A 24263-nucleotide genomic window follows, 5' to 3' on the forward strand; every position below is an offset into this window, starting at 1 on the left:
TACTTTGAGGCTACGCCTGAAAGCTTGGCGAGCCATGGGGGTACCTGGGATGTTCGATGCAAGAGAAAGTCCACCGCTCGCCCCTGCTCATGCCGGTCCTCGCCCTGGTCGTGTCAGTCCTCTCCCCTAGAATGAACCCATGAGCAATCCCCAGGTAGATGCGGTTGTCGTCGGATCCGGGCCCAATGGCATGGCCGCCGCGGTCACCATGGCTCGGGCGGGCCTGTCTGTGGAGGTCTATGAAGCCCAGTCCACCATCGGCGGCGGCGCACGCACCCTCGACCTGGGCCTGGCCCCTGGCATCACCCATGACATCTGCTCGGCCGTGCATCCCTTGGCGATCTCGAGCCCCTTCTTCGTCGACTTCGACCTGCGCTCCCGGGGCCTCGAGTTCACCACTCCGGAGGTCTCCTACGCTCAGCCTCTGGACAATCAGCCCGCCGCGCTGGCATTCCACGATCTCGATACAACGGTCGACCACCTCGGCGCGGCCGGACCAGAATGGCGGCGCTTCTTCGCCCCGCTGCTCGAACGCGTCGATGATGCGATCTGGTTGTCCCTCGGTGACAAACGCTCCATTCCGGAGACGCTGCGCGATGTTCCCGGCATCGCCAATGTGATGAGATTCGGGCTGCGGCTGCTGTCCCAGGCCAGCCCGGCCTGGAACATTCCGCTCTCACATGAGACCTCCCAATCCCTGTTCACCGGTGTCGCCGCGCACGCGATCGGCGGACTGCCGGCCATGGGCACAGCTGCCACGGCCACCATGCTCTCGACCGTCGCCCACGCCGCCGGATGGCCGTCGCCTGTGGGCGGTTCGCAGGCGATCATCAACGCCATGGTTGCCGACCTCGAAGCCCACGGCGGGTCTGTGACGACGAACGCGCGCATCGATCATGTCTCCGATATGCCGACCGCCCGGTCCTATCTCCTCGACACCTCCGCCTTGAACGCGGCACAGATCTTCTCCGGCCTCATCCCGGCCAAGGTCGCCAAGTCGCTGCGGTCCTTCAAGCAGGGCAACGCCGCAGCCAAGGTGGACTTCGTCCTCAACGGACCCGTGCCCTGGGCCGACCCTAATATCAACCGCGCCGGCACCATCCATGTGGGCGGAACCCGGGCACAGATGGCCGCAGCCGAGGCGGATGTGATCGCCGGGCGCATGCCAGCCCACCCGGTCAGTTTGGTCTCCGACCCGACCGTCTTCGACCCAGCGCGTGAGGTGGACGGCCTACGCCCACTGTGGACATATGCCCACGTCCCCTTCGACTGCCCACTCGACCCGGCCGACTACATCATCAACCAGATCGAACGCTTCGCACCCGGCTTCCGCGACACGATCGTCACGTACAACTCCATCCCGGCTTCAGAGATGGCTGGTCACAACCAGAACTACATCGGCGGCGACATCGCCACCGGGCTCGTCTCCTTCTACCGGATGATGGCTCGCCCGCGCACCAGTTGGGACAACTACAGCCTCGGCGTCCCCGGCGCCTACCTGTGTTCGGCCGCGACCCCACCGGCACCCGGCGTCCACGGAATGAACGGGTGGTTCGCGGCTCGGCGAGCGTTGAAGACGCAGTTCGGCATCAGCGAGGCCCCGAGCCTGGCTCCCTGATAACCTGCCGGTGCCGGTGCGAACGCATCCGCCACACTCCGTTGGCCACGGCCACCGCCACGACGACGAGGCCCGCACCAAGCGCCTGCCCCAGAGTGAGCTTCTCGCCCAGGATCAGGGCTGCGAGCACAAGGGCGAGCACAGGTTGGATGAGCAGCAGGCTCGCCGTCATCGACGGCACCAACCGGGCACTTCCCCTGTTGATGAACAGCCACGCCACCACCTGCCCCAGCAGAGCCAAGGCGATGAGATACATCCACGACCTCGGACCGATCCCCGCGAGGTGGATGCCGCCGGTGAACTGGGCGATGACCGCCGCGGTCAAAGCCGCCGAGGCAGTCGCCCAGGCCAGGGGCTGAATGGCCCCCTCGGCCTTACGCCTGGTTCCCCGGCGGGTGAGGAACATGTACACCCCGTATCCGATTCCGGCGATAAGCGCGAGAACGGTGCCGAGAACAGCGTTCTCCCCCACCGCGGCCAGAGACACGATCCCACCGACCAGGCCGACGCCGATGAGCATCAGCGGCAGGGAGATGAGGAAGCGTACGCTCACACGCTCCCGGTCGATCAGCAGGGCAAGCAGGGGCAACACGATGACCTGAACGTTGACGAGCACAGTGGCGACGCCGGCACCCACGAGGTAGATCGAGGCCGTCCACGCAATGTAGTCGATGCCCAGCGCAACGCCGGCCGCGATTGCCCAGAGGATGCCAGATCGTGAAAGACCACTGTGGCGCCTGCGTTCGAACAGCGCCAGGGGCACGAGTGCGATGACGGCGATCGCGCACCGCAGCACGGCCGTCGTCGCCGCGTCCACACCCGCAAGTTTGACCAGGATCGCCGAGATCGACAGGCACAGCGCACCGGCAAGCACCGCCGAGGCGGCGAGTGCGGTTGGCGGCTCCGGCGCTGGAGCGACCCTGGGGGCGACGGTCATATGTTGACCGTAAGCCCGCGGCTGCGATTTGGCACTACCTCCGGCACATGTCGCTGCAGCCCAGGGACGCAGCAAGGACGATCAGATGTGCTCGCGCAGGATCGTGCCCAGTCGGGTCAGGGCGTCGACCATGTCCTCATCCGACTGACCAGAGTAGCTGAACCGGGCGAAGTTGCTGCGCTGTTCGGTCGGGAAGAACGATTCCCCGGGCACGTAGGCGACTCGGGCTTCGGGCAGGGCGTGTTCGGCCATGAACGCGGTCGTGTCGAAGTCGTCGGGGAAGGTCACCCAGGTGAAGAGTCCACCTTCGGGTCTGGTCACAGCCACCTCGGCGGGGAAATGTTCGGCCATGGTCGAGAGCATGAGGTCACGTTTGGCGCGGTAGACCTCACGCATCTCCGAGATGTGGTCGTCGATGTCGACGGTCTCGAGGAACCGTGTCACCGCGGTCATGTTCAGGGTCGACGACTGGGTGTCGGCGGCCAGTTTGAGCAGGCTGAGCTTGTCCAGGATCTCCGGTGCCGCGCTCACCCACCCCAGGCGCACGCCTGGAGCAAGGATCTTCGAGAAGCTGCCAAGGTGGATGACTCGGTGCTCGGTGTCGAGTGAGGCCGGGGTGGGCAGCTGTTCGCCTTCGAAGCGCAGCTCGCGGTAAGGCGAGTCCTCGAGGATGAGCACATCGAACTCATTGGCCAATTCGATGATGCGCTTGCGGCGCTCGAGGCTGAGGCTCACGCCCGTCGGGTTCTGGAAGTCGGGGATGACGTAGATGAACTTGACGTTGCCTGTCTCCCGCAACGTTGCTTCGAGGGCGTCGACGTCCATGCCATCGGAGTCCATCTCGACGGCGACGTACTCAGGTTGGCAGGGGTTGAAGGCGATGAGGGCGCCGAGGAAGGTCGGGTTCTCTGTGAGGATGACGTCGCCGGGATTGATCAGCAGCTTCGCGACGAGGTCGAGGCCTTGCTGGGCTCCATGGAGGATGAGGACATCATCGGCATCGGTTGCCGCTCCCGCATTCGACATTCGCTTGGCGATTTGCGCACGCAGACTCGGCAATCCCGCCGAGGCGGTGTACTGCAGAGCGGTCACACTCTCCGTGGCCAGGACCTCGGTATAGATCCGTTGGAGTTCGGCGGCGGGAAAGAGCGCGGCATCCGGGTAGCCACCGCCGAAGGAGGTGATGGAAGGGTCATCGCCGTACTTGAGCAGCTCGCGGATGGCGGACGGCTGTACTCGGTCGATGCGATCGGCGAACTTGCGAGACACTTCTTCTCCCTTGAAACGTGGTGGCGAACCTGCAGCCCCGCTCACGGATCCGTGTGGTTCACCAGTGGTGATGAGGTGATCGTAGCGTCGAATCGTGAGCGCGGTCACCGGTGTCCGTGTGGTGGTTCAGCAGCGATATCAGAAAAGCGAGTCAGGCTCGCATCCAGTCGTCGGTGTTGCCTGTCGTCGGCAGAGACGACGGATCGTCGACCAGGTTGTCGTCGCCGACGTCGACGGCCGCACCGGCAATGCACAGGTATCCTGCGTGACTGACATTCACACAGTCGAACTCCTCGGCCACCTGTGACCAGTCACGGATTACCCAGCGCCCGCGGCGCCCGGTCGTTTCGCCCCAGTCGTAGCGGTGCTGAGTGACATCAAGTGGATAGCGTCGACACAGCCCGGCTCAGCCGTCGGGCCGGTTGATCTCCAGGATGCCGGATGTCTTCTCGGATCCACAGGCGGCAAGCGCGCACTCAGACCCGAAGCTGTCTTCGACGCTGGTCATAGTCCCACCTTATGCGCCGGGTCCTCCTCTGGGCTCAGTGTGTGAAAACGGGTGGTGATGCGCTGGCTCGGATCAATGGTGTGAACAGCCAGCCCCGGCAGTGCGCTGTCATCGGCGATCTGGTCCGGCTGTTCCACCAGGTGCATGGTCGATACGATTCCCGGCGCCCCCAGCATGGGCCGGCCGGCGAAGGTCGTTGCTACGGCACAGTGCACGTGCCCTGTGAACATCCCGATGACCGAGTCATTCGCCTCAATGAGATCCCTGAGATCGTCGGCGTTGCGGAGCCCAAGGCCATCCATGACCGAGTGTCCGATCGCGACGGGTGGGTGGTGGAGCGCCAGCACGACAGGCCCGGGACTGGCGGCGGTTGCCTCGTTCGCAAACTCCACGGTCACCGCGTTGAGATATCCCGCGTCTTCGCCTTCGATGAGGCTGTCGAGGCCGATGATGGTCACATCGCCGACTGTCTGCACCGAGTCGAACCGCTCCTGCCGCGCCGGCGTCATGAAATGCGCCATGTCCTGACGTCTGTCGTGATTTCCGGGAACGACAAGCGTTGGAAGCTCGGTTTCCATCAGCTCAGAGAACTGCTGGTATTCCGCGACTTCCCCGTGGTCGGCGATGTCGCCGGTCACGACGATGGCATCGATATCGGCGAGGTCGTGGACCGCGTCGAGGACTCTGCGCAGGCGCTTGGCTCGAGCTGGTCCGCCGTCAAAGTGAGTGTCGCTGAGATGAGCAATTCGAGTCATGGTCGGTCCCGTCTGTCAAGATGACTGTACAGCTGACCATACCTATAGGTATGCACGCTTGTATAGTGGCACAATGACCACGAAACATACCACCGGCACCCTGAGCCGGGAACGCTTGGTGAAGGCCGCCCAAGATCTGCACTGGAAGCACGGTGTAGCCGCGACGACACCGCGCCAGGTCCTGGAGCGCAGCGGCGTGGGGCAGGGCAGTCTCTATCACCATTTTCCGACGAAGCGGGACCTCTCCCTGGCAGCGGTCACTCGCACCGTCGAAGAAATGCTGGAGTCGGCACGCTCGGCACTGCTCGCCTCCTCAACTCCGCCGCAACGTATCCGCGAGTACCTGTCCCATCCCCGAGATGCAGTGGCCGGGTGCCGAGTCGGCCGGCTCACTGCTGATGCCGCCGTCATGTCGGACTCCGAACTGCAGAACCTGATCGCCGACTACTTCGTGGAGCTCATCGCCATCGTCACCGATGTGTTTGCCGAAGACGGGATGGACCGAACGAAGGCCCAACAGCGGGCAACAGCCGCGATCGCGACCGTTCAGGGCGGCTACGTCATCTCTCGTGCACTCGGCGACCCCCAGCCCATGTCCGACGCCACCAACGGAATGCTCGAGCTCTTAGAACAGAAGTCGAGCACATAACGAGAGATGGAGCCGAAACACGACAGTATCGGACCGGAACTATCGGGCGGAGCAGGCTCGGGGATTGGAAGTATTGATGAGCGAAGGGAGACATCGTGATCGCTGAACTCAATACGCTCATCGACCTCATCGAATCGGATCTGAACAGAGGCGACGGAACTGCTGACGCTGCGCTCGATCCGGGCCTCGACCTCGAGACGTTGACGGCGCAGATCGGCACCACCGAATATCACCTCCGGCGCATGTTCTCGTCCCTGTCGGGAATGCCGCTGTCGGAATACGTTCGCAGACGGCGCATGACTGTGGCCGCTGCTGAGGTCGTCGCCGGGCGAGAACTGCTGGGCATCGCCGTCCGTTTCGGATACGGTTCGGCGGAAGCATTCGGACGAGCATTCCGTTCGGTCCACGGCACGAGCCCTGCAGAGGTGCGGCGCAGCGGTGGACCCCTTCGCAGTCAACCAACCATCAGGTTCCGCCTGACGATCGAAGGGACATCCTCCATGGACACTCGAATCACCGAACAACCAGCATTCTCACTCATCGGCCATGCCGCGCGCGTGCCTCTCATCTATGAGGGCGAGAATCCGCACATCCGCGAACACATCTCGTCACTGCCTGATGACGAGCACGTTCGGCTCAAGGCCCTCAGCGAGATGGAACCCCGTGGGCTCCTTCAGGTCACGGCCCATGTCGACCCGGACCACCGCGAGGGCACCGAGCTCACCTACCTGCACGGAGTCGCAGTCGGGTCAGACGCCTCGGCGCCGAAGGACCTCGATGTCATCGCCCTCGAGGCAGGCACCTGGGCGGTCTTCACGGCCTCAGGGCCCTACCCCGAAGCCCTTCAGACGACCTGGGCGGCGACGGCAAGTGAGTGGTTCCCCTCAAATCCGTGGCAGCTTCGGCCGGGGCCGTCCATCGTGGCGATTGCCGAACGGTCGGAAGATTTCAGCACCGCCACGACCGAACTGTGGATGCCGGTCGAACGCGGATGACGATATGCCCGGGTGCCCTCGCGGGTGCACCCGGGCGCTCACCGCGTCCCAGCTGGGACGTCGACAACGGAGTCCATGCCGGTGGACACCGCCTCGGCGAGTATCTTGTGCCCCTTCGCCGCTCGCATCCCTGCGCCGAGGACACCGATGATGACGAGGACCGCTCCGCACAGCTCACCCAAGGACACCGTCTCGCCGAGGACGAACCAGGCGGTGCTCATGCCGACGATTGGCACGAGCATCGAGAACGGGGCGACGACTCCGGCAGGATTGCGCGACATCAGCCACGACCAGATTCCGGACCCAAGGATCGTAGCGATGACGACCGTGTACGCAAGTCCTGCCAGACCCAGCCAACCAGTGGGGGTCATGAGCGTCGTCAACGACTCTCCGATTCTGGCCGGACCTTCGACCACCAGAGCGAGAAGCAGCATAGGCACCGGTGGGATCACCGACATCCACATTGTGAACTTCACCGGCTCAACGGAATGGGCCTGACGATTGCAGATATTGCCGATCGCCCAACCAAAGGCACCTGCGACGGTGAGCAGGAATGGCAGGAAGCTCGCATTCGAGTCGAATCTCTGCCACCCGACGACTCCAAGACCGGCCATCGCGACGAGTAGAAACACCATCTGCGAACCGCGCACCTTCTCCCGCAGGAACGTCATCCCCAACAGCACCGTGAATGGCCCCGAGGCCTGAAGGACGAGTGAGGCCAGTCCTGCAGGCATTCCTGCTGCCATCGCCCAGTAGAGGAACAGGAACTGCAGGAGCCCGAAACCCATTCCATAACCCACGATCCAGCGGAACTTCACATCGGGTCTCGGGACGAAGAACAGTGCCGGAAGCGCAAGTACAGCGAAACGCAGAGCAACGAGGAAGAAGGGAGGGAACTGCTCGAGCGAGAAATCGATCGCCAGAAAGTTCAATCCCCACATCACAGCCACCGTGGCGGCGAGAAGGCAGTGCTTGAAGGACATGACTCCATTCTCGAGTCAGCACCACAATTAACACAATCGACATGTTCTTCAATGTATTTGTAGCCTGACTTAACACTTGTAGCATTGGGACATGGACCCCAGACACCTTGAGCTGCTGCGGCGCCTCGCCGAACTCGGCAGCGTGACCGCCGTAGCCGGAGCCACGTACCGCACACCATCGGCGGTCTCTCAGCAGCTCAAACAGGCAGCACGAGAACTGGGGCACGAGGTCGTCGAACCCGAGGGTCGCGGACTGAAGCTGACGAGGGCCGGGAGACTTCTCGCCTCGGGAGGCAAGGACGTGGCCTCTGCGATCGCCCGTGTGCAGGCGGACTGGGAGGACTACCTCGGCGAGGCCGCCGGCGAAGTGAAGATCGCGGGACTGCCGAGCGCACTCACCTATCTCATTCCAACCACACTGCAGCGTCTGCGTGAAACCAACCCGAGCATCGTCGTGACCACCACCGATGTGGACCTCGCTGAACACGAATTCGCGGGTCTGACTTCGGAGTTCGACATCGTCGTCGCCCACAGCCTGATTTCCCGACGCCCCTCCAATACAGAAGGGCTCACGGTCGAATCCTTGGCTCGGGAACGCATCGATGTGGCGATGTCCGACTCCCACCCGCTGGCCAGGCGCAGCAAACTGGCTCCAGACGATCTCGTCGATGCCCGGTGGATCGGCGTGCCAGAAGGATACCCGTTCGCCACGATCATGTCGTCGATCGAGCACGTGACCGGACGGGCACTCGAAGTCACTCAACGCATCAGGGACAACCGTCTCATTGAAGCGATCGTCGCCTCCAGCGATCACCTTGCGCTGCTGCCGCGACTCACGACTCCGCAGAACGCAGGTCTCACTCTCGTGCCTCTGACCGGAGTCACGACCACGCGCTGGGTTGTCGCGGTCATGCGCCCCGACACCGCCGAACGCGCAGCCCTCAAACGGGTGCTCGACGCCTTGCGGCACATCGCCTGACACTCCGGCGCGAATCGGCTAACGCCGGGCGGCGAACCGTTTCGGCACCAGCTTCTCCAAGGGCAGGAATGCCGCCCAGCAGATGACCGTCGGCAGGAAGTGGATGCCCAGGGCGATGTAGGTCATGAGGTGGAAGAGCATGAAGAAGATGACGGCACCGTAGAGCCATTTGCCCTTGAAGAACAGCACGATCGGCGACAGGAACTCGAAGACTAACGTCGCCCACTGACCGGCGATGAGCAGGCCCGGCATTTCGAGGAACGGCTTCGACCATTCGGCACCGCGGCGCATGAGTGCCCAGATGATGACGGCACCGTTGGCCCAGTGAGTGATGTTGCCCGAGGCGATCCACTTCATAACCACCGAGTAGAAGTAGGTGAGGACGACAGCGATCTGCACGACCCGCAGTGCCCACCCTGCCTTCGCCGAGGTGGTTCCCACGTCCCGGAATCGCGCGACTCCGACCGTCGGCAAAACCACCACAGCGATGACGAGGGCCATGTGATCGTGGGCGACGTAGCCATAACCCTGGGTGTAGAACATCCACAACCCGAAGGTCAGCGCGACGATCCACCCACTCAGGCGCTGCAGAATTCCGGCGGCCGCCAGCAGCGAGAAGACGATGATCGCGGCGAGCAGGATCTGTGCGCCGACGACGCTGACCGGTGGGATGTGGAGGAACCTGGCCAGCCACAGCGGCTGGTAGAGGTCGGGAGTCCACCCGTGTGGGATGACATCGGCGGAGATGGTCAGGACATCGATGATGACGAAGAGGTAGATGAAGACGCGGAAGACCGCGACCCGGGCCAGAGGGAGCTGCGGCGTGAACCAGGCGATGACTGGGTTTCCGGCCTTCGCCTCGGCTGTGGTGGGCTTGTTCACTGCACCTCCCAAGTCGCCAGGATCTTGTGTTCGGGTTCGCCGACGCTGCGGCCGTTCTCCAACTGGGTCACGCTGCGGCAGAGGATCATCTTCTCCGGCTTCGGCTCGTCCGGATGGAGGCGTTCAAAGGAATCTGCCAGGGTCTGCAGGAGCTCGGGGTGGGTGATGACCCGGTCGAGCTGAGACTCGATGTCGCCGCGTTCGATGCCCACAGTCGCCGGGTTGAAACCGAGCCGGCGCGGTTCGTCCTCGCCGGGGAACTGCGCTTCGATGCAGGTCGAGTTCACCGTGCCGTTGAGATCTTTGGCTGTCGCGTACTGAGTCAGTGACCCGAGCGGGAAGAAGTCGTTGGTGTTGAGGAACTGCCCGCAGGTGAGGATGATGAGGGCCACAGCAGTCGCGCCGAGGCGCCACACGATCGACCAGGTCGTCATCGGCTTCGGCTTGGTGGCGGTCAGTGACTCGTCGGCAGACAGGGACTCGTCGGCAGGTTCCGAATGCGGCTTCCTGCTCGTCAGAAGTCGGTGCTTCTTCTCATCCATGCGCTGTGTGGTTCACTCTCTCGACGCCGCGGTTACGCAGACTATCGTAACCGCCACCGGGTAGTCGGAGGACTCAGGAACTGCGAGCGTAGAGATTGAGCTGCTCCCACATCGCCGCATACTTCTGGAAGGATGCGACCGCAGTTTCAGGGTCGTCGTTGCTCAGCGCGGTCACCCACGAATCGACGAGTTCCGGTGCCTCGTTGGGCCAGAGCACATCGCTCATACCGCCCAGGTCGAGTTCGAGCACGGAGTTCATATCGAAGCCGTCGACCCACTGAGCCAGAATCGATGTCTGCTCAACCATGTCGACGACCTTAGACTTGTCGGCCACGGTCTCCGCCGCCCACTCCATCCTCGCCGAGGCGGCCAGAATGTCCGTACGGATGAGGATTCTCAGCCCGGCATCGGTTTCGTTCGTAATGATCTGGTCTTCGCTGAGGGAGAAGAACAGCCACCATGACGGTGGCACGTCCCAGGCCGAGACTCGTGTGAAGACCCGAGTGTCCTTTGCGTCCTGGAGCCACTCGGCTCGACGGCTGGCCGCACGCCTGCGCGCCGACTTCGGAGCGATGATGTCCAGCGTCGCCTTCGAGGTGTGTTCGCTCAGCGCTTCAAGTGCTTCCCACCCGCGAATGTCCTCTTGAGCGGGGCAGTAACGATCGACTCCGTCCGAAGTCTGAGACGCAGGAAGGAAGATCGGGGTATTGCGAAACGATTCGGCCACAGGGCTCGGCGGCAGTGAGATCAAGCGCTGATCGGCATCATCGGAGACCTGCTCCTCGACCCGAGCACGGTTGTCTTCTACCTGCTCGTCTTGCAATGCGGAATGAACCACGGTGGGCTCGAAGATCCGCAGAGTGACAACATAATCGCGACTGTAGGACATGGGTTCACCCTATCCAAGGTCGGGCCGCAAAATGGAACTTCCCACTGCGAACAGGTAGGATTTAAGCGCATAGCAGAGATCTAGTCCGGGGCGCTTCGCCCCAAATGACGACGGAGGGGGTCACGCCAGTGGGTCGCGGCCGCGCAAAGGCAAAACAGATCAAGGTTGCCCGGAAGCTGAAATATTACAGCCCGGACACCGACCTGAATAGACTCCAGCAGGAACTGGGTTCCGAGTCGCAGGCGTCCGGTTCGTCAGATCCGTACGACAACGAGCCGGACTATTCGGATTACGCCGACAAGTACAACGTCGACGATGACGACGAAGAAGACGACTATACACAGCGCGAATCTTGACCGATCAGCACTGATGTGACCGACGCTCAGATACACAGAGCATCGGATTCGCGCAAGTGAGAAGGCGGAGGCTACGGCCTCCGCCTTCTGCGTTGTCTGATGGCAGGAGCGTTGACTCAAGGCAGGTGGTCGCCCTACAGGCAGTGGCATCTCATATCCGTGGCTCCAGCGTGCTGCCGCACCCTCAGATGGCCCTGCCCACCCGCAGGTAAGACCGCCTACTCTCAGCGGAGGATTGCGGCTCCGCCGTCGACGCCTTTGGCGCCCTGGACGTAGTCGAGTTCCGAGGCCAGTGAACCGTCGTCGACGCTGACCTCGCCGAGCATCCATGAGCCGGGGCTGGCGGCGAGCACGCTGTCGACGGAGTCTGCGGAGGTCACGAGGACCATTCCGACGCCGAGGTTCCAGGTCCGCTCCCGGTCATCCTGCGGCACTCCGCCAAGATCGCCGAGAGTCGAGAAGACCGGAGGGATCTCCCAGGAGGCACGCGACATCTTGGCCACGAGGCCCTTGGGCAGCACGCGGGCCACGTTCGCAGACAGTCCCCCGCCGGTGACATGCGAGACCGCATGCACAGCGTCGGGCAGAGCCGAGAACAAGGCGTTGAGTTCACCGGTGTAGACGTGTGTGGGAACGAGGAGCTCCTCGCCCAGGGTGCGGCCGAATTCCGGCACGTTGCGATCCAGGCTCCAGCCCGCCTCGGCGATGATGTGCCTGACCAGGGAGTAGCCGTTGGAATGGATGCCGGACGACGGCAACCCGATGAGCACATCCCCGGCGGTGACCTTCTCAGGTCCCAGCAGTTTGGATGACTCAACGACACCGGTGGCGGCACCGGCGACATCGTAGTCGTCAACTCCGAGCAGGCCCGGGTGCTCAGCGGTCTCTCCGCCGACCAGTGCAACATCGGCGCCAGCACATGCCTCGGCGATGCCGCGGACGATGTCGGCGATGCGTTCGGCCACGACCTTGCCGCAGGCGATGTAGTCGGTCATGAACAGAGGCTTGGCACCGCACACGATGATGTCATCGACGACCATGCCCACCAGGTCGTATCCGATGGTGTCGTGCTTATCGAGAGCCTGCGCGATCGCGACCTTCGTACCCACACCATCGGTCGACGAGGCCAACAACGGGCGCTCGAAGTTCTTGAGTACAGAGACGTCGAAGAGTCCGGCGAAACCGCCCACCTCTCCGACGACATTCGCATTGTGAGTCGCTGCAACCGCGGACTTCATCAGTTCGACGGCGCGGTCACCGGCCTCGACATCGACGCCGGCAGCGGCATAGGTGGTGGACTTTGCTGGATCGGTGCTCAACTCAACATCCTTTTTCTGCGGGGGTGTTGTTGACAGGAATCGGGTACTCGCCCGAGAAGCAGGCGGTGCACAGTTGGCTGCGCTTCTGCTGGGTGGCTTCGACCATCCCATCGAGAGAGATGTATCCCAGGGAATCGGCGCCGAGGTTGTCACGGATCTCGTCCATGTTCAGACCGTTGGCGATGAGTTCGGCCCGGGTTGCGAAGTCGATGCCGTAGAAGCAGGGCCACTTGACCGGTGGTGAGGAGATGCGCACATGGATCTCCTTCGCTCCGGCTTCACGGAGCATCCGGACAAGGGCACGCTGGGTGTTGCCGCGCACGATCGAATCGTCGACGACGACGAGGCGTTTGCCCTCGATGTTCTCACGCAGCGGATTGAGTTTGAGGCGGATGCCGCGCTGTCGCAGCGTGTCCGAGGGCTGGATGAATGTGCGCCCGACATAGGCGTTCTTCATCAGCCCCTGGCCGAAGGGGATGCCTGACTGTTCGGCATAGCCGACGGCCGCTGGTGTCCCTGATTCCGGCGTGGCGATGACGAGATCGGCATCGACGGGGAACTCGTCGGCCAGCTGGCGGCCCATCTGAGTCCTGGCCGAATGCACGGTCTTGCCGTTGAGTACGCTGTCGGGACGGGCCAGATAGACGTACTCGAAAACGCAGCGGGCCTGGTCCTGTTCGGCGAACCGGAAGGAACGCAGTCCGTCTTCGTCGATGGCAATGAGTTCGCCCGGTTCGACATCACGCACGAAGGAGGCGCCGACGATGTCGAGAGCCGAAGTCTCGGAGGCCACGACCCAGCCGTTCTCCATGCGTCCCAACGACAGGGGCCTGACTCCGTGGCGATCACGTGCCGCGTAGAGGGTGTTCTCGTCCATAAAGGCCAAAGAGAACGCGCCTTCGACCTTGGGCAGGAGGTTGAGCGCAGCCTCGGTGAGGTTCTCGCCCTCTTCGGTGGCGAAGAGTTCTGTGACCAGGGAGGTGTCATTGGAGGAGTCGCGGAAGGGGCGAGTCCGGCTGACCTTCTTCGTGGCGTCCTTGACGACCTTGTTCGCGTCGTCGCGACGGCCATCGGCCAGGGCCTCGAGCTCATCGAAGTTCGTCAGGTTGCCGTTGTGCGCCAAGGCGATGGTGCCGAACGGGGTGGGCCCGAGCGTGGGCTGTGCGTTCTCGAACGAGGGGGAACCCGTCGTCGAATAGCGCGTATGTCCGAGTGCGATGTGGCCTTGCAGAAGTTCAAGATCGCGTTCATGGAAGACCTGTGAGACCAGGCCCATGTCGCGGTAGATCAGGATCTGTTTGCCATTGCTGGCAGCGATGCCTGCGGACTCCTGCCCACGGTGCTGCAGAGCGTATAGCCCGAAGTAGGTGAGTTTGGCGATTTCCTCGCCTGGCGCCCAGACTCCGAATACTCCACAAGCATCCTGAGGTCCGCGGTCCAGGGGGTCAATTTCGTGCGTTAGTTGCCCGTCTCCTCTTGCCACGTGAAAGATTGTCTCACATCGACGGGCCCCACTTCACAGGGAGTTCAGACTCCGGTACTCGAAGACCCGTTGCGGGGCCCGTCGGACGACCCGCTGCAGGGCTCGTCATCGGCACTGGCATCCGCCTCGGCGACGGGCTCAGATAGTGTGTGCGAGCCCGCATCGGGATCTTCTCCGTTGGCTTCGGCAATACGCCGACGCGCGATCTCCTTCGGATCGTCGACGACGTCGATCTCTGCACCGACGCGGTACTTGCGGGCCTTCCTCCGACCCATCCAGTCGAGGATCACGGCCAGAAGTCCACCGAGGAACAAGCCGCCGACGGCAAGGATGAGAAGCAGAAGCCCTGCCCCCTTGCCCACGGTGTAGCCGGCGGGCATCGCTGTGGGATCGACGAAGAGGGTGAGCACGCCCGCGACGAGAGCGCCGAGAATCGCGCCGAGTCCCATGAATACTGAGTACTTGGGGCTGCGACGAACGGCGACGTCGATCTGATCCTTCATGGTCTCCTCGGGCAAGAGTGTCGGTGGCGGGTCAGTGGCACCCGCATTTCAAGTCGCGGACAGTCTAGTCGAGAACTCTTCCACTGACTCCCAGGCAGTTGTGCGACCCATCCCATAAGGTGGAGACAGACACAGCAGTGGTTTTCACATAGGGGTGGACATGTCTCATACGATCATCGTCGGAGTCGACGGCTCAGCCAACAGTCAATGCGCGCTGCAGTGGGCGATCAAACATGCGCAGCTGACCGCTTCGGAGATTCGACTCGTGGCGGCTTACACCGTCCCCGGCGTGAATATGAGCCAAGCGGACATCGTCTACCCGGCCGATTTCGACATCACGATCAAAAGGTCGGTGCAGCAGCTCGTCGACGACAACGCACGAACCGTCACCGACGCCTCGGTGCCGGTGTCGACAGTGGTCTTCCCCGGGGATGCCTCGGGTGCGCTGGTCGAGAACTCGAAGAACGCCGATCTCGCCGTCATCGGCGCCCGCGGTCGCGGAGGTTTCGCCGGCCGCCTGCTCGGGTCGGTGGCGTTGGCGATGCCCGCGCACGCACTCTGCCCCACTGTGGTCATCCCCAGCACCTGGCCGGAGCGCCCGCTGCCCGAGAGGCCCCTGCCCATCGACCTGCCCGTGCGCTCCTCCGCCGCACGGACGGCCACCACCGAGTCCAGAGACCGCCGTCCCGATTTCACCGGTGAAGTCGTCGCCGCGATCGATCCGTTCGAGACCGATGGTCCGGTCCTGCGTGAGGCTGCGCAGCAGGCGCGGATCTATGGTCTGCCCCTGCACCTGGTCGGCATCACCGCCGCTCACGTGCTCTCCCCGGAGTGGATGCCCAGCGAAACGCACCTGGAGAAGATGTACGACGAAGCCGTGACCTCGCGGGAAGATGCGGTCGAGTCGCTGCGGGAGGAGTTCCCCGAAATCGAGGTTCGCTGGTCGATCTTCGATGCCCCCGCCACCGAGGTGCTCATCAGTGCCACCTACACCGCCGAACTCATCATCATGGGTTCGCGTGGTCGCGGTGGTTTCGTGTCGACGATCCTCGGTTCGACGTCCCAAGCCGTGCTCTCCCACGCGGTGTGCCCCATCCGAGTGGTGCGTGTACTCCGCCGAAAGGCAGCGAAGAAGCGCTGAGGTTGGCGCACTGCGGCGGCGTGGACGGGGCCGTCAGCCCAGAGCGATGAGGCTGATCCCGGCGACGACGACCACCGCGCCGGTCAGCTTCATGGCGATGTTCTTCTCCCCGAAGAACCACCAGGCCAACAGCGTGCCGACGATGATCGAGGTCTCCCGCACCGGAGCCACCAGGGACACCGGCGCCTGCTGCATGGCGAAGAGGACGAGCAGGTAGGCCAACGGGGACAGGATGGCGACAGTGATCAGGGCTCGCTTGTGCCCGGACAGGATCGATGCGACGTCCGCCCTGCGTCCCGCACCGCCTGGGAGCGCCACGATGCCCAGGGCCATGATGACCGCGACGCAGGCCTCGGACACAGCGAAGTAGAGCAGCGGTGAGTCGGTGATGTGGTTGACGGCGAAGTCATCCCACAGTGTGTACGAGGCGATGAAGCATCCGATCAACCCACCCCAGGCCAAGCCGCGTCCGATGCCGTAGCTGTGAGAGCCATGGTGGCCGCCGCCGAGGCTGCTCTTCGAAGCCCCGATGCCTGCGCCTCGCGGTCGCACCGTCACCACCGCGATGCCAGCGAGGACGACGAAGGCGCCGATGGTTTCAGGAGGCGTCGGCCGCTCGCCCAGGAACAGCACGGCGATGATGATCGTGATGATCGGCCCGACCCCGCGCGCCGTGGGATAGACGACGCCCAAGGGCGCATGGTCATAGCCGGACTGCAGAGACACCGAGTAGGCGATGTGGAAGACCGCACTGAGCACCGCGGCGGCCGCAATGCCCAGATTGATCTGATCGGTGCCCGAAACGAGCAGCCAGATCGCAATCGGTGCCAGCAGGATCGCAGACAGTCCGTGATAGGCCAGTACGAAAGCGTAGCCTTTGCCGGAGACGGACTTCGCTGCGATGTTCCACAGGGCATGGGCGACCGAGGCGACCAGCACCAGTCCCAGGACCGCAGGAGTCATCGACGACCACAACTGCGCACGAGGCTCCGCACGGACGATATCGTCCCGACCCGGGGTACTGCACCGACCTCAGGCACTGCCCTGACCTCGGGTGCTGCCATGCTCACAGCTTCACGACGACGGTCTTTGTCTGCGTGTACTCGTCGAAGGCTTCGATGGACTTCTCACGGCCATACCCGGACTTCTTGAACCCGCCGAAGGGCAGCTCCACTCCCCCGCCGGCACCGTAGGTGTTGACGAAGATCTGCCCGGCCTCCACCTCGGCGGCAACCCGATGCGCACGTGAGATGTTCTGCGTCCACAGCGCCGAGACCAGACCGTAGTCGGTGCCGTTGGCCAGGGAGATCGCCTCTTCCTCGTCGCCGAAGGCCATGGCCGCGACGACGGGACCGAAGACCTCCTCCTGCGCGATCCTCGAACCTGGGGAGACATTGTCCACGAGGGTCGGGGTGATGAAGGCGCCCCCGGTGAGGTCGGCGGCGAGGCCTTCGGGGCGGGTGCCGCCGGTGATGATCTGGGCGCTGCCGATATCGGAGAGGAACGATTCGACGCGGGCCTGCTGCTTTGTCGAGATCAGAGGTCCGAGCATGGGATCGTCACTGCCGTAGCCGATGGTCACCTTCTCCATCGCGGCCGCCATCTTCTCCACCACCTCGGCGTGGATGTCCTGGGCGACGATGAGCCGGGAACCGGCCGAGCAGGTCTGGCCGGCGTTCTGGATGATCGAGCGGACCAGGGACGGGATGGCGGCATCGACATCGGCGTCGGAGAAGACGATGTTCGCGGACTTCCCACCCAGTTCGAGCACCGTCGGGATCACCCGATCGGCGGCAGCATGGGCGATCTGCGAACCGGTCTGGGTCGAGCCGACGAAGCCGAGGTGAGCGATGCCGGGGTGGGCTGCCAGCGCCGCACCCGCCTCGGAGCCCAGGCCTGTGACCACGTTGAACGCACCGGCGGGGAAACCCACGGAATGGATGAGTTCGGCCAGGCGGACCGTGGAGCGCGGGGTCTCGTCGGCAGGTTTCGCCACGGCACAGTTGCCTGTGGCCAATGATGTTGCGGCAGCACGGCCGATGAGCTGGAGCGGGTAGTTCCAGGCCACGATGTGCCCGGTCAAGCCGTAGGGTTCGCGGCGAGTGTAGACGTGCATGTCCTCGGACATGGGGATCGAGTGCCCGTAGTAGGACTCGATGGTGTGACCGTAGAACTCGAAGTAGCGGGCGCAGACATCGACGTCGGCATAGGCCTGAGTCAGGGGTTTGCCGGTGTCCTCCGATTCGAGGGCCGCCATCTCATCACGGTTGGCTCGGATCACCTCGGCCGTGGTGACCAGCAGCTTCGAGCGCTGCTCTGTGCTCGAACGCTTCCACTCCCGCTGTGCCCGGGCCGCGGCCTTGACCGCACGGTCGACCTCGTCGGCTCCGCCCCGGGAGACATCGCCGAGGTGCTCGCCGGTGGCCGGGTCGACGTTGGCGTAGGTGGTCAGTGAGGGGACGTGGCGTCCGCCGATGAATGAGGTGGTCTGGGTGATCTGGGCGTTCATCGCCGGCCTTCCAATTCTGCTGCTGTGTACAGAGGGACGAAGTCGGAGATGTCCGCCCGGGTGCCCGATGCGTCGACCGTCCCCTCGGCGAGCGCTGCGGAGAATTCTGTCTTGCCGGTCACGATGTCCAACCACACCTGCGCCGAGGTTTCAACGACGTTGGGCGGTGTGCCGCGGGTGTGCCGGGGACCGGGAATGCACTGGGTGACTCCGAACGGAGGGACACGCACCTCAACACTGTTGCCCTCGGCCCGCGATGCCAGCTCCTCGAGCGTGAACCTCACCGCGGTGGCCAGGGTCGACCTGTCCGCCGGTGCCGCATCGGCGTCCGAATGCGCCACCCACATCTCTAGGGCGTTGCGACCCTCGTCGGGGTCGATCCTTCTGCGAATCGCCATCAGTGACTCTCCCTCTTACCTGATCTTCGCTACATCTTCACCCACGACGACGCGACCGACAACCGCCGTCCGCCCCTCGGAATCGACGCCGCCGGTGACCGGGTCTGTGATCGCCGCAATGACTTCGTCGAGGAGTTCATCGCTGACATCGGCCAGCGCCCCGGCCTTGCGCAGCAGGATCAGGGCCACGAGCCCGGTCGCCCGAGAAGACCCGTCGAGGCATTTCAGCGCCACCGAGTACCCGGATTTCGTGGCCATGACGATGACGCCTTCGGCCCCGCCCTTGGCGAAGATGCCAAGGCGGTCGATGACGGTGGTGTTCGGTCTGCCGTGGCCTTCGATCGCCCAGGGTTCGGCGAAGACGGCCTGCATGAGGGTGCGGGCCTCGGGAGCATAGGAGGTGAAGTCCTCCGTCGCCGAGGCGGTCGCCGGATTCTCGTGTGCGCTGCCCAACTGCACCACACAGCCAATCGCCCGCGCCAGTCCCACCAGGCTCAGCGCGAACACCGGGGCACCGCAGCCGTCTGTGCCCACGGCGGCCGGGGGCTCGCCGGCGAAGGTCTCGACCACCTCGGCGACCTTGGCCTGCACCGGATGGGTGGGGTCGAGGTAGCCTCCGGTATCGGCGCCGATGGCCGTGGCGGCCATGAGGAAGGCCGCATGCTTACCGGAGCAGTTGAAGTACAGGGCCGACTTCGGGTCGCCGGCACCTGTCTCCTGCAGACTCCGGCGGAAGGCTCCATCGGCGGGGTGCGCGGACGGGCACTGCAGGTCAGCCGGGCTCAGACCCACGGATCCGAGCATCCCGGCAACCGCCTCAGCATGGCCGGCCTCGCATTTGTGGGACGCGGTCGACAGGGCTGCCCACGTGCCGCTGACATTCGCACCGAGCTTCATTGCGGCGATGGCTTGGAGGGGCTTGAGGCTCGACCGGGTGAACACGGGTACCTCGGGCACACCCAGGCTGATCAGGGGTGATCCGCTCGGATCGAGGACAACGGCGGAACCGATATGGCGGGATTCTTCGAATCCGCTGCGAATGACTGTGGCCAATTCGACAGCCTCGGCGGAAGTGAAAGTGGAAGGAGTCACGCACCCAAGCCTACGACCTTATAGGCTGGAGGGGTGAAGGTTCTTGTCATCGGTTCGGGCTCCCGCGAACACGCCCTCGTCCTTGCTCTCAGTCGCGACCCCCAGGTCGACGCCGTCATCGCTGCACCCGGCAACCCGGGAATCGCAGCGATCGCGCACACCGAAGCCGTCGATATGAACGACGCCGTGGCAGTCACTGCACTGGCGGAGACGCTCGACGTCGACCTCGTGGTCATCGGCCCCGAGGCACCGTTGGTCGCCGGGGTCGCCGACGCCCTGCGTGAGTCCTCGTTCCCGGTCTTCGGCCCCAGCGCTGAGGCCGCGGTCCTCGAAGGATCGAAGGCGTTTGCGAAGGAGATCATGGAGTCTGCGAACGTGCCCACCGCACGTGCCGTGGTCGCCTACACCACCGACGAGGCAGCGGCGGCCCTCGACGATTTCGGTGCCCCCTACGTGGTCAAGGCCGATGGCCTGGCAGCAGGCAAGGGCGTCGTCGTGACCTCGGATCGCACCGAGGCCCTGACCCACGCCACCTCCTGCCTCCAGGTCTCAGACCGAGTCGTCATCGAGGACTATCTCGACGGCCCCGAGGTCTCACTCTTCGTCCTCTGCGACGGCCAGCACACGCTGCCATTGGCTCCCGCTCAGGACTTCAAACGCATCGGCGATGGCGACACCGGACCCAACACCGGCGGCATGGGCGCCTATTCGCCGCTGCCCTGGATCCCGGCCGGCACAGTCGATGACATCGTCAACACCGTCGCCCAGCCGGTCGTCGATGAGATGACCCGTCGCGGCACCCCGTTCACCGGTCTCCTCTACTGCGGACTCGCCCTGACCTCGAAGGGCATGCGAGTCGTTGAGTTCAACGTCCGCTTCGGCGATCCCGAAACTCAGTCCGTGCTCTCCCGCCTACGCAGCCCACTGGGTCAGACCATGCTCGCCGCCGCCGAAGGTCGCCTCGACGAAGTCGGGGAACTCGAATGGGATCCGCGCACCTCGGTGACCGTGGTCATGGCCGCCGAGAACTACCCGAATACTCCGCGCACCGGCGACATCATCCGCGGCCTCAACACCGCCGACGGGCTCGAGGACGTCCACATCCTCCACGCCGGAACAGCACGTGCCACGGACACCGGAGCCGGGTTCGCCCCGGAGGACACCGTCATCTCCGAGGACGTCGCCGAGACCGGTGACATCGTCACCGCCGGTGGACGCGTGCTCTCCGTCGTCTCCTTGGGCAACGACCTCAACGAGGCCAGGTCGAAGGCCTATGCCGCCGTGGACGAGGTCAAATGGGACGGCGAACAGCACCGCACCGACATCGCCGAGGTGGCCGCCCGTGGGCAGATCACCGTGGCCGATATCTACCCAGCCCCCGAAGAAGCGGTGGCGGTTGCGGGGCTCAACTCCACAGCGCCCGAACTTCCGGGCTGGACGCACATCTACTCAGGCAAGGTCCGTGACCTCTACATTCCCGACACGGCCACCGACGCCGCGTCTGCCGAGCAGCTGCTCATGGTCGCCTCGGATCGCATCTCCGCCTATGACTGGGTCCTCGACTCCGAGATCCCCGACAAGGGCAAGGTGCTGACGGGCTTGAGCCTGTGGTGGTTCGACCAGCTCTCCGAGATCATCGGCAACCATGTCATCAGCTCTAACGTCCCCGAGGCTGTGGCCGGTCGTGGTCTCATCGTCAAGAACCTGTCGATGCTGCCCATCGAGTGCGTGGCCCGCGGCTACCTCACCGGCTCCGGCATGGCCGACTACAAGGCCACGGGCTCCGTGTGCGGAATCCAGTTGCCGGCAGGCCTCATCGAAGCCGACCGTCTGGAACCCGCGATCTTCACGCCCGCGACCAAGGCGGAACTCGGTGATCACGATGAGAACGTCAGCTTCGCCCAGATCACGGAGACCATCGGCACCGAGGCGGCCGAGAAGGCCCGCGACCTGACGATCGAGATCTACCAGCGCGCCGAGGCGATCGCCCGTGAACGCGGCATCATCCTGGCCGACACGAAGTTCGAGTTCGGGACTCTGCCCGATGGGACGATGGTCCTCGGCGACGAAGTGCTCACCCCGGACTCGTCACGCTTCTGGGACGCCGAGAGCTACGAGGCAGGCAAGGCGCAGGCGAGCTTCGACAAACAGTTCGTCCGCGACTGGCTGACCGGAGAGTCCGGCTGGAACAAGTCCTCGGACACTCCTCCGCCGGCACTGCCCGCCGAGGTGGTCGAGAAGACTCGCGCCCGCTACATCGAAGCATTCGAGAAGCTCACCGGCCAGAATTTCCCCGGCTGACCTCGCCGAGAACGCCCGCTTAGGAGGCGCTGCGGAGCCGCGGCTCGGCAGTTTCACCCCGACAACGCCGGAGCGTCGAGACACCTACGCACGCATAGGTGGCTCGACGCTCCGGCGTAGTTTCGACGCTCCGGCGTAGTTTCGACGCTCCGGCGTAGTTTCGACGCTCCGGCGTAGTTTCGACGCTCCGGCGTAGTTTCGACGCTCCGGCGTAGTTTCGACGCTCCGGCGTAGTTTCGACGCTCCGGCGTTGTTTCGACGCTCCGGCGTAGTTTCGGCAGTGACCGCGCCGCAGTGACGCCGCCCGCAGGCTGGGGCACTTCCGCTTCACGGGCACAGGAACCAGTAGCCGATAACCACGAAATGCGCAACGAATGACACCGATTCAGCAATTGCTGGCGGACACCGTGAGAGTTTTCCTGTGAGTATTGGTCTCACGCAACGAAATCGGTGGAAACTGCCGATCAGTTCCGCTAGGGTGAACGCGATGGTGACCGGAGACACACCTGCGGTCACGCGAACCACACATTGACGTGCAACTCGGTTGGAAGTGAAGACATGCATTATTGGAACGGCAGCTATCACCAAGGCAGCGGCGATACCTTCACCCTCGTCAGCCCCGCCACCGGTGAGACGACCGGAGAGTACACGCTCGCGAACCCCGCCGATGTCAACGCAGCAGTCGCCTCGGCGAAGGCCGCCTATCCAGCTTTCAAGGCCTTGACTCCCGGCGAGCGCGCCGAGCTCATGCTCGGTTTGGCAGCACAGCTCGAGGCGCGTGCCGATGAGCTTGCCGAACTCGAATCGATCCAGACCGGAAAATCCATCCGCCTGGCCAAGGAATTCGATGTGCCCGGCTCGATCGACAACGCAAAGTTCTTCGCCGGTGCCGCCCGGCAGCTCACCGGCCTGGCAGCCGGCACCTACTGGGAGAAATCGACGTCGATGACCCGGCGCGACCCCCTCGGAGTCGTCGGCTCGATCGCCCCCTGGAACTACCCGCTGCAGATGGCCGCGTGGAAGATCTTCCCCGCCGTCGCGGCAGGCAACACGATCGTGCTCAAGACCTCGGAGATGACCCCCGGGACCTCCCTCATCCTCGCCGAGGCGGCCACCGCAGCCGGCTTCGCCCCTGGAGTCATCAACGTCATCGCCGGCGACGGGCGCGAAGCCGGGGAAGCGCTCATCACTCACCCCGACGTCGTCATGTCCTCGTTCACCGGGTCGACGAAGGTGGGACGTCACATCATGGAACTCGCCGCGGCCAAGGGTTCCCGAGTCCATCTTGAGCTCGGCGGCAAGGCCCCGTTCGTCGTCTTCGATGACGCCGATATCGAGGCTGCAGCTCGCGGTGCCGTGGCCGGGTCGCTCATCAACTCCGGCCAAGACTGCACCGCGGCCACCCGGGCCATCGTCGCCCGCGAGCACTTCGAGACCTTCACTGCTCGGGTCACCGAGCTCATGGACGGCGTCCGTGTCGGCAACCCGTCCGATTCCGCCACAGACATGGGATCCCTCATCTCTCTGACCCACCGCTCACGGGTCGCAGGAATGGTCGATCGCGCCCGCGAAGCCGGCGCCACCATACACTGCGGCGGGCAGGTACCGACGCACAACCACCTCGGCGAGGCTCTGCCCGGGAACACCGAGTCGACGGCGTACTACGCACCGACTCTCATCAGCGGAATCGACACCGACGCCGAGGTGTGGCGTGATGAGATCTTCGGCCCGGTCCTCGTCGCGATCGCCTTCGACACCGATGATGAGGCCATCGAACTGGCCAATGACACCCCCTACGGGTTGGCGGCGAGCGCCTGGACGACGACCACGAATCGCACGATGCGCGCCGCGGCTGACATCGAAGCCGGGTGTGTGTGGATCAACGAGCACATCCCGATCGTCTCCGACATGCCCCACGGCGGGTACAAGGCTTCCGGGTTCGGCAAGGACATGAGCCAGTACTCGTTCGACGAATACACACAGGTCAAGCACGTGTTCATCGATCACCACGAGGACCCGCACCACGAATGGCAGGACACCATCTTCACGTCCTGACGTTCTGCCGGGGACCGCCGAGTCACGAGCTCGGGCACGAACCGGTAACAGCTGGCCAGCAGCTCTGTGAGCCACCGTGCCAGTGCACATACAATGACAT

Annotated in this window: 23 protein-coding genes; 8 read left to right on the top strand and 15 right to left on the bottom strand. The window is 64.1% G+C overall.

The features are described 5' to 3' along the window. Positions 1–139: 139 nt before the first annotated feature. Complete coding sequence (locus tag INT29_RS11475; RefSeq protein WP_193071691.1) at positions 140–1618, top strand: phytoene desaturase family protein; 1479 nt, start codon at positions 140–142, stop codon at positions 1616–1618. Here the strand turns inward: INT29_RS11475 and INT29_RS11480 are convergent. The 4 genes from INT29_RS11480 to INT29_RS11490 all read right to left on the bottom strand — a co-directional run bounded on the left by INT29_RS11480 (position 1590) and on the right by INT29_RS11490 (position 5087). Next, complete coding sequence (locus tag INT29_RS11480) at positions 1590–2555, bottom strand: DMT family transporter (RefSeq protein ID WP_193071692.1); 966 nt, start codon at positions 2553–2555, stop codon at positions 1590–1592. The two genes, INT29_RS11475 and INT29_RS11480, sit on opposite strands and share 29 nt — an antisense overlap. An 81-nt stretch (positions 2556–2636) precedes the next feature. Then, positions 2637–3824 (bottom strand): PLP-dependent aminotransferase family protein, encoded by a 1188-nt coding sequence (locus INT29_RS11485; RefSeq protein WP_193071693.1) that lies wholly within the window; start codon positions 3822–3824, stop codon positions 2637–2639. Between the two features lie 151 nt (positions 3825–3975). Beyond that, a complete protein-coding gene (locus INT29_RS20425) occupies positions 3976–4104 on the bottom strand; it encodes a hypothetical protein (protein ID WP_264298415.1) in 129 nt (42 codons plus the stop codon). A 224-nt stretch (positions 4105–4328) separates the two neighbouring features. Next, positions 4329–5087, bottom strand: a complete 759-nt coding sequence (locus INT29_RS11490) for a metallophosphoesterase (RefSeq protein WP_193071694.1) — start codon at positions 5085–5087, stop codon at positions 4329–4331. A 73-nt stretch (positions 5088–5160) separates the two neighbouring features. Here INT29_RS11490 and INT29_RS11495 point away from each other — a divergent pair, with 73 nt between their 5' ends. Together INT29_RS11495 and INT29_RS11500 are read left to right on the top strand one after the other, a co-directional pair. Beyond that, on the top strand, positions 5161–5736 hold the full coding sequence (locus tag INT29_RS11495) for a TetR/AcrR family transcriptional regulator (RefSeq protein WP_193071695.1): 576 nt from the start codon (positions 5161–5163) through the stop codon (positions 5734–5736). A 95-nt stretch (positions 5737–5831) separates the two neighbouring features. Further along, positions 5832–6731 carry an AraC family transcriptional regulator gene (locus tag INT29_RS11500; RefSeq protein WP_319020888.1) on the top strand — a complete coding sequence of 300 codons (900 nt, stop codon included), beginning with the start codon at positions 5832–5834 and terminating at the stop codon, positions 6729–6731. A 38-nt stretch (positions 6732–6769) separates the two neighbouring features. Here INT29_RS11500 and INT29_RS11505 read toward each other — a convergent pair whose 3' ends face one another. Next, complete coding sequence (locus tag INT29_RS11505) at positions 6770–7714, bottom strand: EamA family transporter (protein ID WP_193071696.1); 945 nt, start codon at positions 7712–7714, stop codon at positions 6770–6772. A gap of 91 nt (positions 7715–7805) precedes the next feature. Between INT29_RS11505 and INT29_RS11510 the strand changes: the two genes are divergently transcribed. Continuing rightward, positions 7806–8693: a LysR family transcriptional regulator gene (locus INT29_RS11510; RefSeq protein ID WP_193071697.1), complete on the top strand. Its 888-nt coding sequence runs from the start codon at positions 7806–7808 to the stop codon at positions 8691–8693. An 18-nt stretch (positions 8694–8711) separates the two neighbouring features. On the opposite strand, the gene INT29_RS11515 is transcribed toward INT29_RS11510, so the two are convergent. The 3 genes from INT29_RS11515 to INT29_RS11525 all read right to left on the bottom strand — a co-directional run bounded on the left by INT29_RS11515 (position 8712) and on the right by INT29_RS11525 (position 11006). After that, positions 8712–9575 (bottom strand): hypothetical protein, encoded by an 864-nt coding sequence (locus INT29_RS11515; protein ID WP_101571789.1) that lies wholly within the window; start codon positions 9573–9575, stop codon positions 8712–8714. Beyond that, on the bottom strand, positions 9572–10117 hold the full coding sequence (locus INT29_RS11520) for a hypothetical protein (protein ID WP_193071698.1): 546 nt from the start codon (positions 10115–10117) through the stop codon (positions 9572–9574). The genes INT29_RS11515 and INT29_RS11520 overlap by 4 nt, the downstream gene beginning before the upstream one ends. A 73-nt stretch (positions 10118–10190) precedes the next feature. Continuing rightward, positions 10191–11006 carry a hypothetical protein gene (locus tag INT29_RS11525; RefSeq protein ID WP_101571785.1) on the bottom strand — a complete coding sequence of 272 codons (816 nt, stop codon included), beginning with the start codon at positions 11004–11006 and terminating at the stop codon, positions 10191–10193. A gap of 128 nt (positions 11007–11134) precedes the next feature. Here INT29_RS11525 and INT29_RS11530 point away from each other — a divergent pair, with 128 nt between their 5' ends. After that, positions 11135–11362: a DUF3073 domain-containing protein gene (locus INT29_RS11530; RefSeq protein WP_009881540.1), complete on the top strand. Its 228-nt coding sequence runs from the start codon at positions 11135–11137 to the stop codon at positions 11360–11362. A gap of 224 nt (positions 11363–11586) precedes the next feature. Here the strand turns inward: INT29_RS11530 and purM are convergent, their stop codons facing one another. From purM to INT29_RS11545, 3 genes are read right to left on the bottom strand one after another with little or no spacing between them, the layout of a single operon-like run. After that, a complete protein-coding gene (gene purM / locus INT29_RS11535; protein WP_193071699.1) occupies positions 11587–12681 on the bottom strand; it encodes a phosphoribosylformylglycinamidine cyclo-ligase in 1095 nt (364 codons plus the stop codon). Position 12682: 1 nt separating this feature from the next. Further along, positions 12683–14164, bottom strand: a complete 1482-nt coding sequence (gene purF, locus INT29_RS11540) for an amidophosphoribosyltransferase (protein WP_101571781.1) — start codon at positions 14162–14164, stop codon at positions 12683–12685. Between the two features lie 44 nt (positions 14165–14208). After that, the gene (locus INT29_RS11545; RefSeq protein WP_193071700.1) at positions 14209–14667 is read right to left on the bottom strand and encodes a hypothetical protein; all 459 of its coding nucleotides are present in this window, start codon (positions 14665–14667) and stop codon (positions 14209–14211) included. A 160-nt stretch (positions 14668–14827) separates the two neighbouring features. On the opposite strand from INT29_RS11545, the gene INT29_RS11550 reads away from it, so the two are divergent. Next, on the top strand, positions 14828–15808 hold the full coding sequence (locus INT29_RS11550) for a universal stress protein (protein WP_193071701.1): 981 nt from the start codon (positions 14828–14830) through the stop codon (positions 15806–15808). Between the two features lie 33 nt (positions 15809–15841). Here INT29_RS11550 and INT29_RS11555 read toward each other — a convergent pair whose 3' ends face one another. From INT29_RS11555 to INT29_RS11570, 4 genes are all read right to left on the bottom strand, one after another. Next, a complete protein-coding gene (locus INT29_RS11555; protein ID WP_193071702.1) occupies positions 15842–16771 on the bottom strand; it encodes a DMT family transporter in 930 nt (309 codons plus the stop codon). A gap of 103 nt (positions 16772–16874) precedes the next feature. Further along, on the bottom strand, positions 16875–18317 hold the full coding sequence (locus tag INT29_RS11560; RefSeq protein ID WP_193071703.1) for an aldehyde dehydrogenase family protein: 1443 nt from the start codon (positions 18315–18317) through the stop codon (positions 16875–16877). Next, entirely contained in the window at positions 18314–18715 is a 402-nt protein-coding gene (locus INT29_RS11565; RefSeq protein ID WP_101571774.1) for a sterol carrier family protein, read from the bottom strand. The genes INT29_RS11560 and INT29_RS11565 overlap by 4 nt, the downstream gene beginning before the upstream one ends. A gap of 15 nt (positions 18716–18730) precedes the next feature. Continuing rightward, positions 18731–19807: an asparaginase gene (locus tag INT29_RS11570; protein ID WP_193071704.1), complete on the bottom strand. Its 1077-nt coding sequence runs from the start codon at positions 19805–19807 to the stop codon at positions 18731–18733. 33 nt (positions 19808–19840) lie between these two features. Here INT29_RS11570 and purD point away from each other — a divergent pair, with 33 nt between their 5' ends. Then, positions 19841–22108 carry a phosphoribosylamine--glycine ligase gene (purD, locus tag INT29_RS11575; protein ID WP_193071705.1) on the top strand — a complete coding sequence of 756 codons (2268 nt, stop codon included), beginning with the start codon at positions 19841–19843 and terminating at the stop codon, positions 22106–22108. A 558-nt stretch (positions 22109–22666) separates the two neighbouring features. Further along, positions 22667–24163 carry an aminobutyraldehyde dehydrogenase gene (locus INT29_RS11580; RefSeq protein WP_193071706.1) on the top strand — a complete coding sequence of 499 codons (1497 nt, stop codon included), beginning with the start codon at positions 22667–22669 and terminating at the stop codon, positions 24161–24163. Positions 24164–24263: the final 100 nt, after the last annotated feature.

It is taken from the genome of Brevibacterium sp. FME37, from assembly GCF_014897485.1.
Lineage (GTDB): Bacteria > Actinomycetota > Actinomycetes > Actinomycetales > Brevibacteriaceae > Brevibacterium.